A 14,975-nucleotide genomic window follows, 5' to 3' on the forward strand; every position below is an offset into this window, starting at 1 on the left:
TTTGGAAGGCGATAACCCATGAGCGAAACAATGATCGATATTCAAATGCAGGTGATGTGGAACCGCCTGGTGTCGGTGGTCGAAGAACAGGCCCTGACCCTGATCCGCACCGCGTTCTCCACCAGCGTACGCGAAGCCGGCGACCTCTCGGCCGGGGTGTTCGATCGCGCCGGCAACATGCTGGCCCAGGCCGTTACCGGCACCCCCGGCCACGTCAACACCATGGCCGAGGCGGTGGTGCACTTCATCAACGACATCGGCCCGGACAACATCTTCGAAGGCGACGTGTACGTCACCAACGACCCGTGGAAGGGCACCGGGCACCTGCACGACATCACCATCGTCTCGCCCTCGTTCTACAAGGGCCGGCTGATCGGCTACTTCGCCAGTACCGCCCACGTGGTGGACATCGGCGGGCGCGGTTTCGGCCCGGATGCCCGCGAGGTGTACGAGGAAGGCCTGTTCATCCCGATCATGAAGCTGTTCGAGCGCGGCCAGGTGAACCGCGACCTGATCAACATCCTGCGCAACAACGTGCGCGAGAACGACCGCGTGGTCGGCGACTTCTACGCACTGTCGGCCTGCAACGAGACCGGGCACAAACGCCTGCTGAGCATGCTCGACGAGTTTGCCCTGGACGACCTGGAGCACATCGGCGGGTTCATCCTGGAGCACAGCCGCCGCGCCACCCTGGAATGCTTCAAGTCGCTGCCCCATGGCACCTACCACAACAGCATGACCCTGGACGGCTACGACGTGCCGGTGACGCTGGCGGTGACCCTGACGGTGGGCCCGGACGGCATTCTCACCGACTTCAGCGGCACCTCGGGCATGAGCCAGTTCGGCATCAACGTGCCGCTGGGCTACGCCAAGGCCTATGCCTGCTACGGGCTCAAGTGCATCGTGGCGCCGGAGATCCCCAACAACAGCGCCTCGCTGGAGCCCTTTGCGGTCACTGCGCCCGAAGGCTGCATTCTCAATGCCAAGCACCCGGCGCCGGTATCGGTACGCCATGTACTGGGCCACTTCGTGCCCGACCTGGTGCTGGGTGCGCTGCACAAGTGCCTGCCCGGCCAGGTGCCGGCCGAGGGCGCCAGCGCACTGTGGAACCTGCACCTGAGCGTGCGCCCGCTGGACAGCAACCCGACCGGGCGCAACGCCGAGATGCTGATGTTCAACAGCGGCGGCATGGGCGCGCGCTCCGGCATGGACGGCCTGAGCGCCACCGCGTTCCCCAGCGGCGTGCACACCATGCCGGTGGAAGCCACCGAACAGGCCGGCCCGGTGGTGGTGTGGCGCAAGGAACTGCGCGAAGGCTCTGGCGGTGCCGGCCTGCTGCGCGGCGGCCTGGGCCAGGAAATCGAGGTGTCGGCCGCCGAAGGCTACAGCTTCCGCTTCAGTGCCATGTTCGACCGCATCCATTACCCGGCGCGTGGGCTCGAGGGGGGCAAGGAGGGGGCCCAGGGCTACGTGGGCCTGGACGACGGCACCCTGCTGCGCGGCAAGGGCCAGCAGTTCGTGCCGGCCGATCGGCGCCTGGTGCTGCGCCTGCCGGGTGGCGGCGGTTACGGCGACCCGCGCCAGCGGCCACGCCACGAGGTGGCGCGCGACCTGCGCTTTGGCTACATCAGTGCCAGCCAGGCACGCGACGACTACGCCTTCGAACCCGGCCAGGAGGGCTGACCCATGGACTTTCAGAGTGCCCGTGTGCGGGCGGTGAAAAGCTCGCCGAGCATGGCGGTATCGGTGCTGGCCAAGCAGATGCTGGCCAAGGGCGAGCCGGTGATCAACCTGAGCCTGGGCGAACCGGACTTCAACACCCCGGCCCACGTGATCGAGGCCGCGCACCAGGCGATGCTCGAGGGCAACAACCACTACACCGCGCCCAATGGCCTGGAGGTGCTGCGCCAGGCCATCGTCGACAAGTTCGAGCGGGAAAACGGCCTGCGTTACGCACTGGACGAAATCTGCGTGGGCAATGGCGCCAAGCAGCTGCTGTTCAATGCGTTTCTCGCCACCCTGGAGCAGGGCGATGAAGTGCTCACGCCAGCGCCGTACTGGGTGTCGTACACCGACATGGCGATGCTCAACGGCGGCGTGCCGAAGGTGGTGCCGTGCGGCGCCGAACACGGCTTCAAGCTGGATGCCGCGCGCCTTGAGGCCGCCATCACCCCGCGTACCCGCTGGCTGATGCTGAACTCGCCGAACAACCCCTGCGGGGCCATCTACAGCCGTGAAGAGTTCGCGGCCCTGGGCGCCGTGCTGGAGCGCCACCCCCGGGTGCTGGTGATCTCCGACGAGATCTACGAGCACATCGTGCTGGGCAGGCAGCCGTTCGTGTCGTTCGTCAGCGCCTGCCCGCACCTGCGCGAGCGCACCCTGCTGATCAACGGCGTGTCCAAGGCCTACGCCATGACCGGCTACCGCCTGGGCTATGCGGCCGGGCCACGCGAGCTGATCGTGGCAATGAACAAGACCCAGTCGCAGACCACCACCTGCCCGTCGACCATTTCGCAACTGGCGGCTGCTGCGGCGCTCAATGGCCCGCAGGATTTCGTGCGCCAGGCCAATCGCGAGTACCAGGCCCGAGGGGCGCTGGTGGTCGAGGGCCTGGCGGCCATCGAGGGGCTGAGCCTGCAGATGCCCGAGGGCGCGTTCTATGCCTTCCCGCAATGCGCCGCGTTCATCGGCAGGCGCACGCCGGACGGGCAGGTGATCGAAACCGACGCCGACCTTGCCAGCTACCTGCTGCGGGTGGGCAAGGTGGCCACGGTGCCGGGCTCGGCCTTTGGCCTCGAACCCTACATTCGCCTGTCGTTCGCCACCTCGCGCCAGGAGCTGGAGCAGGCCCTGGGGCAGCTGCGCGATGCGTTCGCGGCGCTGGCCTAGTAACGACAAACCGACTTTCACGAGGTTTCAAGCATGAGCAAGCCGTTCAAACGTTTGTTGATCACCGGTGCAGCCGGCCGCCTGGGCAGCGTGTTGCGCAAGCACATGCAGGCCTTTGCCGACGAGCTGCGCCTGACCGATATCGCCGACATGGGCAGCGCCGCGCCGCACGAAGAACTGGTGCGCTGCGACCTGGGCAACCTGGCCGATGTGCTGCCGCTGGCCGAGGGCGTGGATGCCATCATCCATGCCGGCGGCGTGCCGGTGGAGGACACCTTCGCGGCGATCCTCAACGGCAACATCGTGGGCACCTACAACATCTATGAAGCGGCGCGCCAGCATGGCGTCAAGCGCGTGATCTACACCAGTTCCAACCACGCCATCGGCTTCTATGACCGCACCGAAACCATCGACGCCAGCGCAGCGCACCGCCCCGACAGCCTGTACGGGGTGAGCAAGTGCTTTGCCGAGGACCTGGGCCGCTACTACTGGGACAAGTTCGCCATCGAGTCGGTGAACCTGCGCATCGGCTCCTCGTTCCCCGAGCCGCTGGACCGGCGCATGCTCGCCACCTGGCTGTCGTTCGCCGACTTCGCGCAGCTGTGCGAGCGCTCGCTGCTGGCGCCACGGGTCGGCCACATGATCGTGTACGGCATGTCCGACAACCGCGAAACCCTGTGGGACAACCGCCTGGCGTCCTCCCTCGGCTACGTGCCCAGGGACAGCGCCGACGACTACCGCGAGAAGGTCCTGGCCGAGCACCCGCCGCTGGACCCGAACGAGCCGGCAGCGCGCTACCACGGCGGCAACTTCGCCGGCGCCGGCCACTTCGAAGACCCGAAATGACCTTTTCCGAGCACTTTTGAAGAGACCCCAGCCATGGCTTCGACAGCAACAAAGCAGCATTACGATGTGGTGATCGTCGGCGGTGCGGTGAATGGCAGCGCCACCGCGTATTTTCTGGCCAGCAACCCGGACTTCACCGGCTCGGTGCTGGTGGTGGAGCGCGACTGGACCTATGCCCAATCGGCCACGGCGTTGTCCAGCAGCTCGATCCGGGTGCAGTTCTCCAACCCGATCAACATCCAGATCTCGCGCTTTGGCGCGCAGTTCATCCGCGACTTCCCCGAACTGATGGCGGTCAATGGCGACAGGCCCGACCTGGCCTTCAAGGAGAACGGCTACCTGTTCCTGGCCGACCAGAAAGGCTTCGACGTGCTCAGGCGTCTGCACCAGACCCAGCTGGACAACGGTGCCGACGTCACGTTGCTGGACACCGAGGCGCTGATCCGCCGCTTCCCGTGGGTCAACCCCGACAGCCTGGCCGGCGGCACCTATGGCGAGAAGGACGAGGGCTGGTTCGACAACTACGGGATCATGAACGGCTTTCGCAGAAAGGCCCGCAGCCTGGGCGTGGAGTATGTCGAGAACGAAGTGGTCCAGGTGCTGCGCGAGGGTGATGTGATCACCGGTGTGCGCCTGGGCGATGGCCAGTTGATCGGCTGTGGCCAACTGGTCAACACCGCCGGCACCCGTGGACGCCAGGTGGCGCGCCTGGCCGGGCTGGACATTCCGGTGGAGGCGCGGCGCCGTTCGCTGTTCGTGTTCGACTGCCATACGCCGCTGCCCGGCACCGTGCCGCTGACCATCGACCCCACCGGGGTGTTCTTCCGCCCCGAAGGCCACCTGTACCTGGGCGGCACCTACCCACGCCACGACCCGGAGGTGGATTTCAGCGACTTCGACGTGATGCACGACGAGTTCGAGGAAGAGGTGTGGCCGGTGCTGGCCGAGCGTGTGCCGGCGTTCGAGGCGATCAAGGTGGTCAACTCCTGGGCCGGGCACTACGACTTCTGCGTGCTCGACCACAACGCCATCGTCGGCCCCCATGACCAGGTGCGCAACTTCCTGTTCTGCAACGGTTTCAGTGGCCACGGCCTGCAGCAGGCACCGGCCATCGGCCGCGGCCTGAGCGAGCTGATCATCTACGGGGGCTACCGCACCCTGGACCTGAGTGCCCTGAGTTATCAACGGGTGATCGAGAACCGTCCTTTCCTGGAAGACTCGGTCATCTGACCGCGCCGCCTGATGGAGAACAACAAGATGAACACTGACAACAACGGGCTGCGCACGGGCGGGCAGGTGCTGGTCGATGCCTTGCGCATCAATGGCGTGGAACGCGCGTTCTGCGTGCCCGGCGAGAGCTACCTGGCGGTGCTCGATGCCTTGCACGATGCCAGGGACGACATCGAGCTGATCGTGTGCCGCCAGGAGGGCGGCGCCGCCTACATGGCCGAAGCCTACGGCAAGCTCACCGGCAAGCCGGGTATCTGCTTCGTCACCCGCGGGCCGGGGGCGACCAATGCCTCGGTCGGCGTGCACACCGCCTTCCAGGACTCCACGCCGATGATCCTGTTCATCGGCCAGGTGGCCCGCGACCAGGTGGAGCGCGAAGCCTTCCAGGAGATCGACTACCGCCGCATGTTCGGCCAGATGGCCAAGTGGGTGGTGGAGGTCGACGATGCCGCGCGCCTGCCCGAGCTGCTCAGCCAGGCGTTCCACCGCGCCACCAACGGCCGCCCCGGCCCGGTGGTGGTGGCCCTGCCCGAAGACATGCTGACGGATCGGGTGGCAGTGGCCGATGCCGGCCCGGCCCGGCGGATCGAAGCGGCGGCGGCATCTGCCGACCTGCAGCGCCTGCAGGCTCTGCTGGGCGAGGCACAGCGCCCGTTGGTGGTGCTGGGCGGTGGCGGCTGGACCGCCGCGGCGGTGGCCGATGCGCGGCGCTTCATCCAGGCCCAGAACCTGCCTGTGGCGGCTTCGTTCCGCTGCCAGGACCTGTTCGACAACACCTTGCCCCAGTACGCCGGCGACCTGGGCCTTGCCGCCGGCCCCGAGCTGGTGGAGGCGGTGAAAAGCAGTGACCTGCTGCTGGTGATCGGTGCACGCCTGGGCGAGATGAGCACCGGCGGCTATGCCCTGGTGGACATTCCGGTGCCCAGGCAGGCGCTGGTGCACATTCACCCCGGCATCGAGGAACTGGGCCGGGTGTACCAGCCGACCCTGGCGATCAACGCCGGCATGCCGACCATCGCCGCGCAACTGGCGGCGCTGGCGCCGGCCAAGCCGCAGGCGTTCGCCGAGTGGGTACAGCGCCTGAACAGCGGCTACCGGGCCAACTTCGAATGCCCGCGTTCGCCCGGTGCGGTGCAGATGAGCGAGGTGATCGCCTGGCTCAACCAGCACCTGGCCGCCGACAGCATCATCACCTGCGGTGCCGGCAACTACACCGGCTGGGTGCACCGCGGCTACCAGCACCAGGCGTTTCGCACCTTGCTGGGGCCCACCAACGGCTCGATGGGATATGGCGTGCCGGCGGCGATTGCGGCCAAGCTCACCGCGCCGCAGCGCAGCGTGGTGGCGTTCGCCGGTGATGGCTGCTTTCTGATGAACGGCCAGGAGCTGGCCACTGCCGCGCACTATGACGCCCGGGTCATCGTGGTGGTGGTGAACAACGGCATGTACGGCACCATCCGCATGCACCAGGAGCGGAGCTACCCGGGGCGGGTGTCGGGTACCGACCTGCACAACCCCGACTTCGCCGCGCTGGCACGGGCCTATGGCTTGCATGCCGAAACGGTGAGCGCCACCGACCAGTTCGCGGGTGCGTTCGAGCGTTGCGAGGCGTCGGGCAAGCCGGCGCTGATCGAGGTGCAGATCGACCCCGAGGCGCTGACCCCGCGCATGACCCTCAGCCAGATCCGCGAAAAGGCCCTGGCGTCGCGTTGACCCTCCAGGCGGGGGCAGGGTCTGCCTCCCGCCGTTTCCCCTTATTCCCCTGCGAGCCCATCAGCATGAACCTTGCCGATCCTGATCTGCTGCGTGAACGTTGCTATATCGATGGAACCTGGGTGGGCGCCGACAGCGCCCGCAGCATTGACGTGACCAACCCGGCCACCGGCCAACGCCTGGGTGGCGTGCCGCGCATGGGCGCCGACGAAACCCGCCGCGCCGTGCTCGCCGCCCAGGCGGCGCTGCCGGCCTGGCGCGCCCTCACCGCCAAGGAACGCGCCAGCCGCTTGCAGGCGTGGTTTCGCGAAATTCTCCTGCACCAGGAAGACCTGGCGCGCATCATGACCGCCGAGCAGGGCAAGCCCCTGGCCGAGGCCCGTGGCGAGATCGCCTTCGCCGCAGCCTATGTGGAGTTCTATGCCGAGGAGGGCAAGCGCCTGTATGGCGACGTGATCCCCTCGCCGCAGGCCGACCGGCGCCTGCTGGTGACCAAGGAGCCGATTGGCGTGTGCGCGGCGATCACGCCGTGGAACTTCCCGGCGGCGATGATCACGCGCAAGGCCGCCCCGGCCCTGGCGGCCGGCTGCACGCTGGTGCTCAAGCCCGCTTCACAGACCCCGTTCAGCGCCCTGGCGCTGTGCGTGCTGGCCGAACGCGCCGGCATACCGCGTGGCGTGCTCAACGTGGTGACCGGCGACTCGGCCGCCATCGGTGGCGAACTGACCGCCAACCCGGTGGTGCGCAAGCTGTCGTTCACCGGCTCCACGCCCATCGGCATCCAGTTGCTGCAGCAAAGCGCGGCCACGGTGAAGAAGGTGACCCTGGAGCTGGGCGGCAACGCGCCCTTCATCGTGTTCGACGACGCGGACCTTGAGGCGGCGGTGGAGGGCGCACTGGTGGCCAAGTTCCGCAACAGCGGGCAGACCTGCGTGTGCGCCAATCGCTTCTACATCCAGGACGGCATCTACGAGCGCTTTGTCGAGCGTTTTGCCCAGCGGGTCGGCGAGCTGGTGGTGGGCGAGGGCAGCCAGGCCGGCACCACCGTCGGCCCGCTGATCGATGCCAAGGCCGTGGCCGGGGTCGAGGCGATGGTGAGCGACGCACTGGAAGGCGGTGCGCGACTGGTCGCCGGTGGCCGGCGCCACCCCCTTGGCGAGGCGTTCTACCAGCCCACCGTGCTGGCCGAGGTGACACCGGACATGCGCGTGGCCCGCGAGGAGATTTTCGGGCCGGTGGCGCCACTGTTTCGCTTTCACAGCGAAGAACAGGTCATCGCCCAGGCCAATGCCACCGAGTTCGGCCTGGCCTGCTACCTGTATGCACGGGATGTGGGGCGGATCTGGCGGGTCTCGGAGGCCCTGGAGTACGGCATGGTCGGCGTCAATGTCGGCGTGCTGGCCACCGAGGTCGCACCGTTTGGCGGTGTGAAGTCATCGGGGCTGGGGCGCGAAGGCTCGCGCTACGGGATCGAGGATTACCTCGAGATCAAGTACGTGTGCCTGGGCCTGGGCTGACCCGCCAGGGCAGGGCGACAGCGCCGCTCAGTCGCCGCTGTCGACCAGGCGCTGGTAACGCGACAGGCTTTCTTCCAGGTGCTTGCGCACCGCCGAACGGGCGGCGTTGACGTCGCCCATGCTGATGGCCGAGAGAATCGCGCCGTGTTCGCGGCCGATCTTCTTGATGTGCGCCAGGCGGTTCTTGCCGGTGGACTGGCCGTGCTTGAGGTTGAGGTCGAAGATGATGTCCGGGCCCAGGGCTTCGAGCAGCTGCGGGAAGTGCGGGTTGTTGGTGGCGCGGGCAATCGCCAGGTGGAACTCGAAGTCGGCACGGGCCTCTTCCTCGAGGTTGGAGCCGTCCAGCGCGTTGAAGCGGTCGAAGGCCTCGGTGATCTGCGCCACGCTGGTGGGGCTGCGGCGCTCGGCGGCACGCGCGACCGACTCGGTCTCGATGCCCAGGCGCAGTTCCAGCACGTGGGCGGCGGCGCGCACGTCATCGACTGCGGTGCTCAGGGCAAAGCCCAGGCGCTTGACGTCCTGCTCGACCACGAATACGCCTACACCCTGGCGGGCGATCAGCCGACCGCCCAGACGCAACGAGGCCACGGCCTCGCGAATCACAGGGCGGCTGACGCCGAATTCCTTGCACAGCTCCTGTTCGGACGGAAGCTTCTGCCCCGGCCCGTATGTGCCATTGTCGATCCGGTTGGACAGCTCGTGGATCACTGTCTCCGCCAGATTGGCCCTGCGCGTTCCAAACGACGCATTCATAGTTGTGTAGCTCCTGAAACTGATGTGCTCATCACGATGGATTGAATGGTTGAACAGGTTGGCGCATCCGTCAAACGCGATCTGCGTCGATTTCACCCGACCCGCTAAAAACCCGAAGTAGCGGCGAAAATGTAGCCATATGTTATCAAACAACTGACTTGTTATGGTGCAAGCGCCTGATTCTACTGCAATCTCATGCCTCGTTAAGGTGCATGGATCAAGGCGTGCGTGGCTTTTGTCAGCATTTTCATTTTCCTCAAGCATACACCCATTGACAGTTGCCTGCTGACTGTTATCTTACAAGTGCGCCGGCGAGGTTGGCCAGGCGTGTGCAGTTCGTCCAATGATTACTGGGAGCTGAGAATGAATAAGAACAACCGGGGTTTGACCGCCCTTGCTGCACTGATGGCAACACTGATAGGGGCTGGCACGGCGAACGCGGCTGACACCCAGCTGGTACGGATCGGCTTTGCCGGCCCGCTGACCGGGCCCTCTGCACACCAAGGGCTGGATGTGGAACATGGCGTGAGCATCGCCATCGAAGAGGCCAACCAGCAGCAGTTGAAGCTGGGCGACAAGGTGGCCCAGTTCAAGCTGGTGTCCGAGGACGATGTGGCCGACCCGCGTACCGGTACCGCCGTGGCGCAACGCCTGGTGGATTCGAAGGTGGCGGTGGTGATCGGGCATTACAACTCGGGCACCAGCATCCCGGCCTCGAAGATCTACGCCGATGCCGGCATCCCGCAGATCTCGCCGTCGGCGACCAACCCGGCGCTGACCCGCCAGGGCATCAAGACCGTGTTTCGCGTGGTCAACGACGACGCCACCCTCGGCCGCTATGCCGGCAACTACCTGGTCAAGACCCTGCAGGCCCAGCGCATCGCGATCTTCGACGACCGCACCGCCTACGGCCAGGGCCTGGCCGACGAAGTGACCAAGGCGGTCAAGGCCGCCGGTGGCAACGTGGTGGTACGCGAATACACCAACGACAAGTCCACCGACTTCAATGCCATCCTCACCACCGCCAAGTCGCAGAAGGTCGATGCGGTGTTCTTCGCCGCCCTCGACTACCAGGCCGCCCCCATGGCCAAGCAGATGAAGAACCTGGGCCTGAAGGCCAGGTTCATGAACATCGGCAACCTGCCCAACGACGAGTTCAAGAAGATGGCCGGCAGCGCCGCCGAGGGCGTGTACGCCTGGAACTACGGCACCCCGTTGCTGGAGATGCCCAAGGGCGCGGCGTTCGAGCAGAAGCTCAAGGCCAAGTTCGGCACGGGCGTGGTGCAGTCCTCGCCGGCGGCGTACGACGCCACCTGGGCGGCGATCACCGCCATGGTCAAGGCGCAGTCGGCCGACCCTGCCGTGTACCTGCCGGTACTCAAGAGCGAAAGCTACGAGGGCGTCACCGGCACCATCGCATTCGATGAATTCGGCAACCTGAAAAGCCCGGCCGCCACGGTGTTCCAGTTTGCCGACGGCGGCTGGAAAACCCTCTCGGTCGAGCGCGACTGAGCCGTTGCTCTACCTCGAATAACAAGCGGGCCGCCCGGCTCGCAACAATAAGAAGCGTTCATTTCTGACCTGCCAGGCATGCCGCCGCGTCGCTGTTGCCAGCGCACGCGGTGAGCGACAACGCAGTTTTGAGGATTCAGCTCGTGGAAGGCAATTTCGATATCTTGTTGCAGCAGGTCCTCAACGGCCTGGTGCTGGGCAGCATCTATGCCCTGGTAGCCCTGGGCTACACCATGGTCTACGGCATCATCGGCCTGATCAACTTCGCCCACGGCGAGGTGGTGATGGTGGGCGCCATGGTGACCATCTCGGTGCTGAGCATGCTCGCGGGCATGGGCTTTGCGCCCGGCATCCTGACCCTGCTGCTGGCGATCATGGTGGCGGCGGCGGTGTGCATGCTGATGGCCCAGGGCATGGAGAAGTTCGCCTACCGGCCCTTGCGCAAGGCCCCGCGCCTGACCCCGCTGATCCTCGCGATCGGCATCTCGATCGCCTTGCAGAACCTGGCGATGATGATCTGGGGGCGTGGCTACAAGACCTTCCCCGAAGTGGTCGAAACCCGCCCGATCGAGGTGTTCGGCGCCACCGTCACCAACGTGCAGATGAGCATCATGATCATCTCGGTGGTGATCATGCTGGGGCTGTGGCTGCTGGTCGACAAGACGCGCCTGGGCAAGGCCATGCGCGCCACCGCGCAGAACCAGGAAGTGGCCGGGCTGATGGGTATCAACATCAACCGGGTGATTTCCGCGACCTTCCTGATCGGTGCCGGGCTTGGCGCCATCGCCGGGGTGATGCGCGCGGTCAACTACGGCCAGGCCGACGCTTACATGGGCCTGCTGCTGGGGCTCAAGGCCTTCTCGGCGGCGGTGCTGGGCGGCATCGGCAACCTGTTCGGGGCCATGGCCGGCGGGCTGCTGCTGGGCCTGATCGAGTCGCTGGCCGCCGGCTACACCGGCCACCTCACCGGGGGCTTCCTGGGCGCCAACTACCAGGACATCTTCGCGTTCGCCGTGCTCATTCTGGTGCTGCTGTTCCGGCCCAACGGCCTGATGGGCGAACGCCAGGCCGACCGGGCCTAGGAGGCAACGCACATGAAAAACCAAACCGCACAGTACCTGCTGCTGATCCTGGCGTTCGTGGCCTTGCCCTTCGTCGTCGACAGCATTCCGTTCCTGGGGCCTACCTGGGTACGCATCCTCGGCTTTGCCATGCTCTACGTGCTGCTGGCACTGGGCCTGAACATCGTGATCGGCTACGCCGGCCTGCTCGACATGGGCTACATCGGCTTCTACGCCATCGGCGCCTACCTGTACGCCTTGCTGGCCTCGCCGCACCTGAACATGGCCGGGCTGGTGGACGGCGTGCTGAACTGGCCGCTGTGGGTGATCATCCCGCTGGCAGCGATTGCCGCGGCCATCTGCGGGGTGCTGATCGGCGCCCCGGTGCTCAAGCTGCGCGGCGACTACCTGGCCATCGTGACCCTGGGCTTTGGCGAGATCATCCGCATCTTCATGAACAACCTCGACCAGCCGGTGAACATCACCAACGGGCCGCAGGGCATCAGCAACATCGCACCCTTGCACATCGACGGTGGGGCCTGGTCGCATGCCGCAGGGCAGGCGCCCGAGGCGCTGCTGTCGCTGCAGACCTCATGGAGCCTGTTCGGGCTCAAGGTCACCCCGGTGATCAGCTACTACCTGTTCTTCCTGGTGGTGGTGATCTTCGCCATCGTGCTGTCCAAGCGCCTCGAAGTCTCGCGCATCGGGCGGGCCTGGATGGCCCTGCGCGAGGACGAGGTGGCGGCCGAGGCCATGGGCCTGAACAAGCGCAACCTCAAGCTGCTGGCATTTGCCATGGGCGCGACCTTTGGCGGGGTGTCCGGGGTGCTGTTCTCCAGCTACCAGGGCTTCGTCAGCCCCGAGTCGTTCACCCTGATGGAGTCGATCATGGTGCTGGCGATGGTGGTGCTCGGCGGCATGGGCTCGATTCGCGGCGTGGTGCTTGGGGCGTTGATCCTGTCGGTGATGCCCGAGGTGTTCCGCGACCTGGTCAACTGGATACAGCCGTTCGTGATGGACAACGTGACCTTCGTCAGCCGCGAGGTGCTGCGCAACGTGCTGGATGCCTCGACCCTGCGCATGCTGGTGTTCGGCCTGGCGCTGATTCTGGTGATGCGCTACCGGCCCGAGGGCCTGTGGCCGTCCAACCGGCGCCGCGCCGAGCTGCATGACGGCGACCCCGAGCCCACCCCGGCGGCGACCGCGCTGAGCACCACGGTGCCCGCGAGCACGCCGGCCTTCGATCACCCGGCCCAACAGGCGGACAAGGTATGAGCGACGTATTACTGGAGCTGCGTTCGGTCAGCAAGTTCTTTGGCGGCCTGCAGGCCCTGCACGGCATCGACCTGTCGATCCGGCGCGGCGAGATCCGCGGCCTGCTGGGCCCCAACGGCGCGGGCAAGACCACCCTGTTCAACGTGCTTACCGGGCTGTACCGGGCCGAAGAGGGCAAGGTCGAATTCGACGGCAAGCCGCTGAACATCAGCAAGCCGCACAAGGTGGTGGAGGCGGGTATCTCGCGCACCTTCCAGAACATCCGGCTGTTCCACAACATGACCGCGCTGGAAAACGTGATGATCGGTCGCCATGTACGCACCCGCTGCGGGGTGTTCGGGGCCGTGTTCCGTACCCCGGCCTGCGTGCGCGAAGAGCGCGAGATTCGCCAGGCTGCGCGGCACTGGCTGGCCTATGTGGGCATCGGGCACCTGGCCGGGGAGCTGGCCAAGAACCTCTCCTACGGCGATCAGCGGCGTCTGGAAATTGCCCGCTCGCTGGCCACCGAACCCTTGCTGATTGCCTTGGACGAACCGGCGGCCGGCATGAACGCCTCCGAGACCGAAGGCCTGCGCCAGCTGATGTGCAAGATGAAGGCCGACGGCAAGACGGTGCTGCTGATCGAGCATGACGTGAAGCTGGTGATGGGCTTGTGCGATCACGTCACCGTGCTGGAATTCGGCAGGAAGATCGCCGATGGCCTGCCGGCCGATGTGCAAAGGGATCCTCGGGTAATCGAGGCCTATCTGGGTTCGGAGGCGGTGGCCTGAACATGAAGAACATTCTTGAAGTACGCGACCTGCAGGTGGCCTACGGGGCCATCCAGGCGATCAAGGGCATCGACCTGCACATCCGCGAGGGCGAAATGGTCGCGTTGATCGGCGCCAACGGCGCCGGCAAGACCACCACCCTCAAGACCCTGGCCGGCCTGCTCAGCCCGGTGGCCGGGCAGATCACCTTCGATGGCAAGGCGCATGCGGCGATCAAGAGCTATGACCTGATCCGCCAGGGCCTGGCGCTGGTGCCGGAAGGCCGCGGGATCTTCCCCAAGCTGACGGTGTACGAAAACCTGGAGATGGGCGCGTTCTCGCGAACCGACGGCAAGGACGCGATCCAGGCCGATATCGAACGGATGTTCGGCATCTTCCCGCGGCTCAAGGAGCGCGCCTTTCAGCTGGCCGGCACCATGTCGGGCGGCGAGCAGCAGATGCTGGCGATTTCCCGGGCATTGATGGGCAGGCCCAAGCTGCTGTTGCTCGACGAGCCGTCGATGGGCCTGGCGCCGATCATCGTGCAGAAGATCTTCGAAACCATCGTCGAGGTGGTCAAGGGCGGCGTGACCCTGCTGCTGGTGGAGCAGAACGCCAGGCTTGCCTTGCAGACCTGCCAGCGCGCCTATGTGATCGATGGCGGGCGCATCGCGCTGGAAGGCCAGGCCAGCGACCTGCTGCACAACGAGCAGGTGCAGAAGGCGTACCTGGGCGAGTAGGCGCCGTTCAGGGGTGCCGGCGCTGCACCAGGGCCGGGCCCTGGTTGCGACTGTTGCCCACGGCGCTGTCCACGGGGTACCACTCGAACACCTGGGCGGGCTCGGCGAGGTCCAGCAGCAGCTGTTCGGCGTATGCCTTGGAGGTGGCGGGGTCCAGCCAGTGGCGTGCCGCATCTGCAGCCAGCACCACCGGGCGCCGGTCATGCACATCCAGCAGGCCGCCCTGGCTGTCGGCCGTGATGATCACGCAGCCGTCCTGTTCGCCGGGTGGGTCGCCCAGCTGGCCGATGGCCGCGCACAGGGCAGGGCGTCCATCGCGGCGGCGGATCAGGTAGGGCTGCTTCTTAGGCCCGCCTTCATCGACCCATTCGAACCAGTTGTCGACCGGCACGATCAGCCGGTGCGGCCAGATGGCGCGAAAGAACGGGCCGTGGGCCACCTTCTCGACGCGGGCATTGATCGGTGCCGGCTTGTCCTGCGCCCAGTGTGGCCGCCAGCCCCAGCGCAGCAGGTCGGCGTGCAGGGTGTCATGCTGCACGCCGAGTACCGCCAGCTGGGTGGTGGGGGCCACGTTGTAGTGCCCAAGCGGCGCATCGCCCACGCGGTTGACCAGTGGGTTGGGCATGCTCAGGGCGTCCACGAACTCGTGGATGCCGTGGTACTGGCTCAGTCGTCCGCACATGTGCACCT

13 protein-coding genes are annotated in these 14,975 nt (G+C 66.2%); 11 read left to right on the forward strand and 2 right to left on the reverse strand.

Going from position 1 to position 14,975, the window contains the following annotated elements; all coding sequences use genetic code 11:
* The first annotated feature begins 30 nt into the window (after positions 1-30).
* From NP552_RS17420 to NP552_RS17445, 6 genes are all read left to right on the forward strand, one after another.
* Positions 31-1,683 (forward strand): hydantoinase B/oxoprolinase family protein, encoded by a 1,653-nt coding sequence (locus tag NP552_RS17420; RefSeq protein WP_231390778.1) that lies wholly within the window; start codon positions 31-33, stop codon positions 1,681-1,683.
* 3 nt (positions 1,684-1,686) lie between these two features.
* Positions 1,687-2,889 (forward strand): aminotransferase class I/II-fold pyridoxal phosphate-dependent enzyme, encoded by a 1,203-nt coding sequence (locus tag NP552_RS17425; protein ID WP_043864052.1) that lies wholly within the window; start codon positions 1,687-1,689, stop codon positions 2,887-2,889.
* Between the two features lie 33 nt (positions 2,890-2,922).
* Positions 2,923-3,735: an NAD-dependent epimerase/dehydratase family protein gene (locus NP552_RS17430; protein ID WP_043864051.1), complete on the forward strand. Its 813-nt coding sequence runs from the start codon at positions 2,923-2,925 to the stop codon at positions 3,733-3,735.
* A gap of 33 nt (positions 3,736-3,768) precedes the next feature.
* Positions 3,769-4,965, forward strand: coding sequence for an NAD(P)/FAD-dependent oxidoreductase (locus NP552_RS17435; RefSeq protein ID WP_116053703.1), 1,197 nt, complete (start codon positions 3,769-3,771; stop codon positions 4,963-4,965).
* Between the two features lie 27 nt (positions 4,966-4,992).
* Positions 4,993-6,678 (forward strand): thiamine pyrophosphate-binding protein, encoded by a 1,686-nt coding sequence (locus NP552_RS17440; RefSeq protein WP_274096954.1) that lies wholly within the window; start codon positions 4,993-4,995, stop codon positions 6,676-6,678.
* Positions 6,679-6,743: 65 nt separating this feature from the next.
* Positions 6,744-8,195, forward strand: coding sequence for an NAD-dependent succinate-semialdehyde dehydrogenase (locus tag NP552_RS17445; protein ID WP_043864048.1), 1,452 nt, complete (start codon positions 6,744-6,746; stop codon positions 8,193-8,195).
* 27 nt (positions 8,196-8,222) lie between these two features.
* Here the strand turns inward: NP552_RS17445 and NP552_RS17450 are convergent, their stop codons facing one another.
* Positions 8,223-8,948, reverse strand: a complete 726-nt coding sequence (locus NP552_RS17450; RefSeq protein ID WP_043864047.1) for a FadR/GntR family transcriptional regulator — start codon at positions 8,946-8,948, stop codon at positions 8,223-8,225.
* A 363-nt stretch (positions 8,949-9,311) separates the two neighbouring features.
* Between NP552_RS17450 and NP552_RS17455 the strand changes: the two genes are divergently transcribed.
* From NP552_RS17455 to NP552_RS17475, 5 genes are all read left to right on the forward strand, one after another.
* Positions 9,312-10,460, forward strand: a complete 1,149-nt coding sequence (locus tag NP552_RS17455; protein ID WP_052504315.1) for a branched-chain amino acid ABC transporter substrate-binding protein — start codon at positions 9,312-9,314, stop codon at positions 10,458-10,460.
* A 143-nt stretch (positions 10,461-10,603) separates the two neighbouring features.
* On the forward strand, positions 10,604-11,542 hold the full coding sequence (locus NP552_RS17460) for a branched-chain amino acid ABC transporter permease (RefSeq protein WP_043864046.1): 939 nt from the start codon (positions 10,604-10,606) through the stop codon (positions 11,540-11,542).
* Positions 11,543-11,554: 12 nt separating this feature from the next.
* Entirely contained in the window at positions 11,555-12,796 is a 1,242-nt protein-coding gene (locus NP552_RS17465) for an ABC transporter permease subunit (protein WP_043864045.1), read from the forward strand.
* The gene (locus NP552_RS17470) at positions 12,793-13,566 is read left to right on the forward strand and encodes an ABC transporter ATP-binding protein (protein ID WP_054914344.1); all 774 of its coding nucleotides are present in this window, start codon (positions 12,793-12,795) and stop codon (positions 13,564-13,566) included. The genes NP552_RS17465 and NP552_RS17470 overlap by 4 nt, the downstream gene beginning before the upstream one ends.
* Before the next feature lie 2 nt (positions 13,567-13,568).
* The gene (locus tag NP552_RS17475) at positions 13,569-14,285 is read left to right on the forward strand and encodes an ABC transporter ATP-binding protein (protein ID WP_043864043.1); all 717 of its coding nucleotides are present in this window, start codon (positions 13,569-13,571) and stop codon (positions 14,283-14,285) included.
* Between the two features lie 7 nt (positions 14,286-14,292).
* On the opposite strand, the gene NP552_RS17480 is transcribed toward NP552_RS17475, so the two are convergent.
* Entirely contained in the window at positions 14,293-14,967 is a 675-nt protein-coding gene (locus NP552_RS17480; protein ID WP_078481144.1) for an SOS response-associated peptidase, read from the reverse strand.
* Between the last annotated feature and the right edge of the window lie 8 nt (positions 14,968-14,975).

The organism is Pseudomonas sp. 8209 (genome assembly GCF_028682105.1).
In the GTDB taxonomy this organism is placed as follows: Bacteria; Pseudomonadota; Gammaproteobacteria; order Pseudomonadales; family Pseudomonadaceae; genus Aquipseudomonas; species Aquipseudomonas palmensis.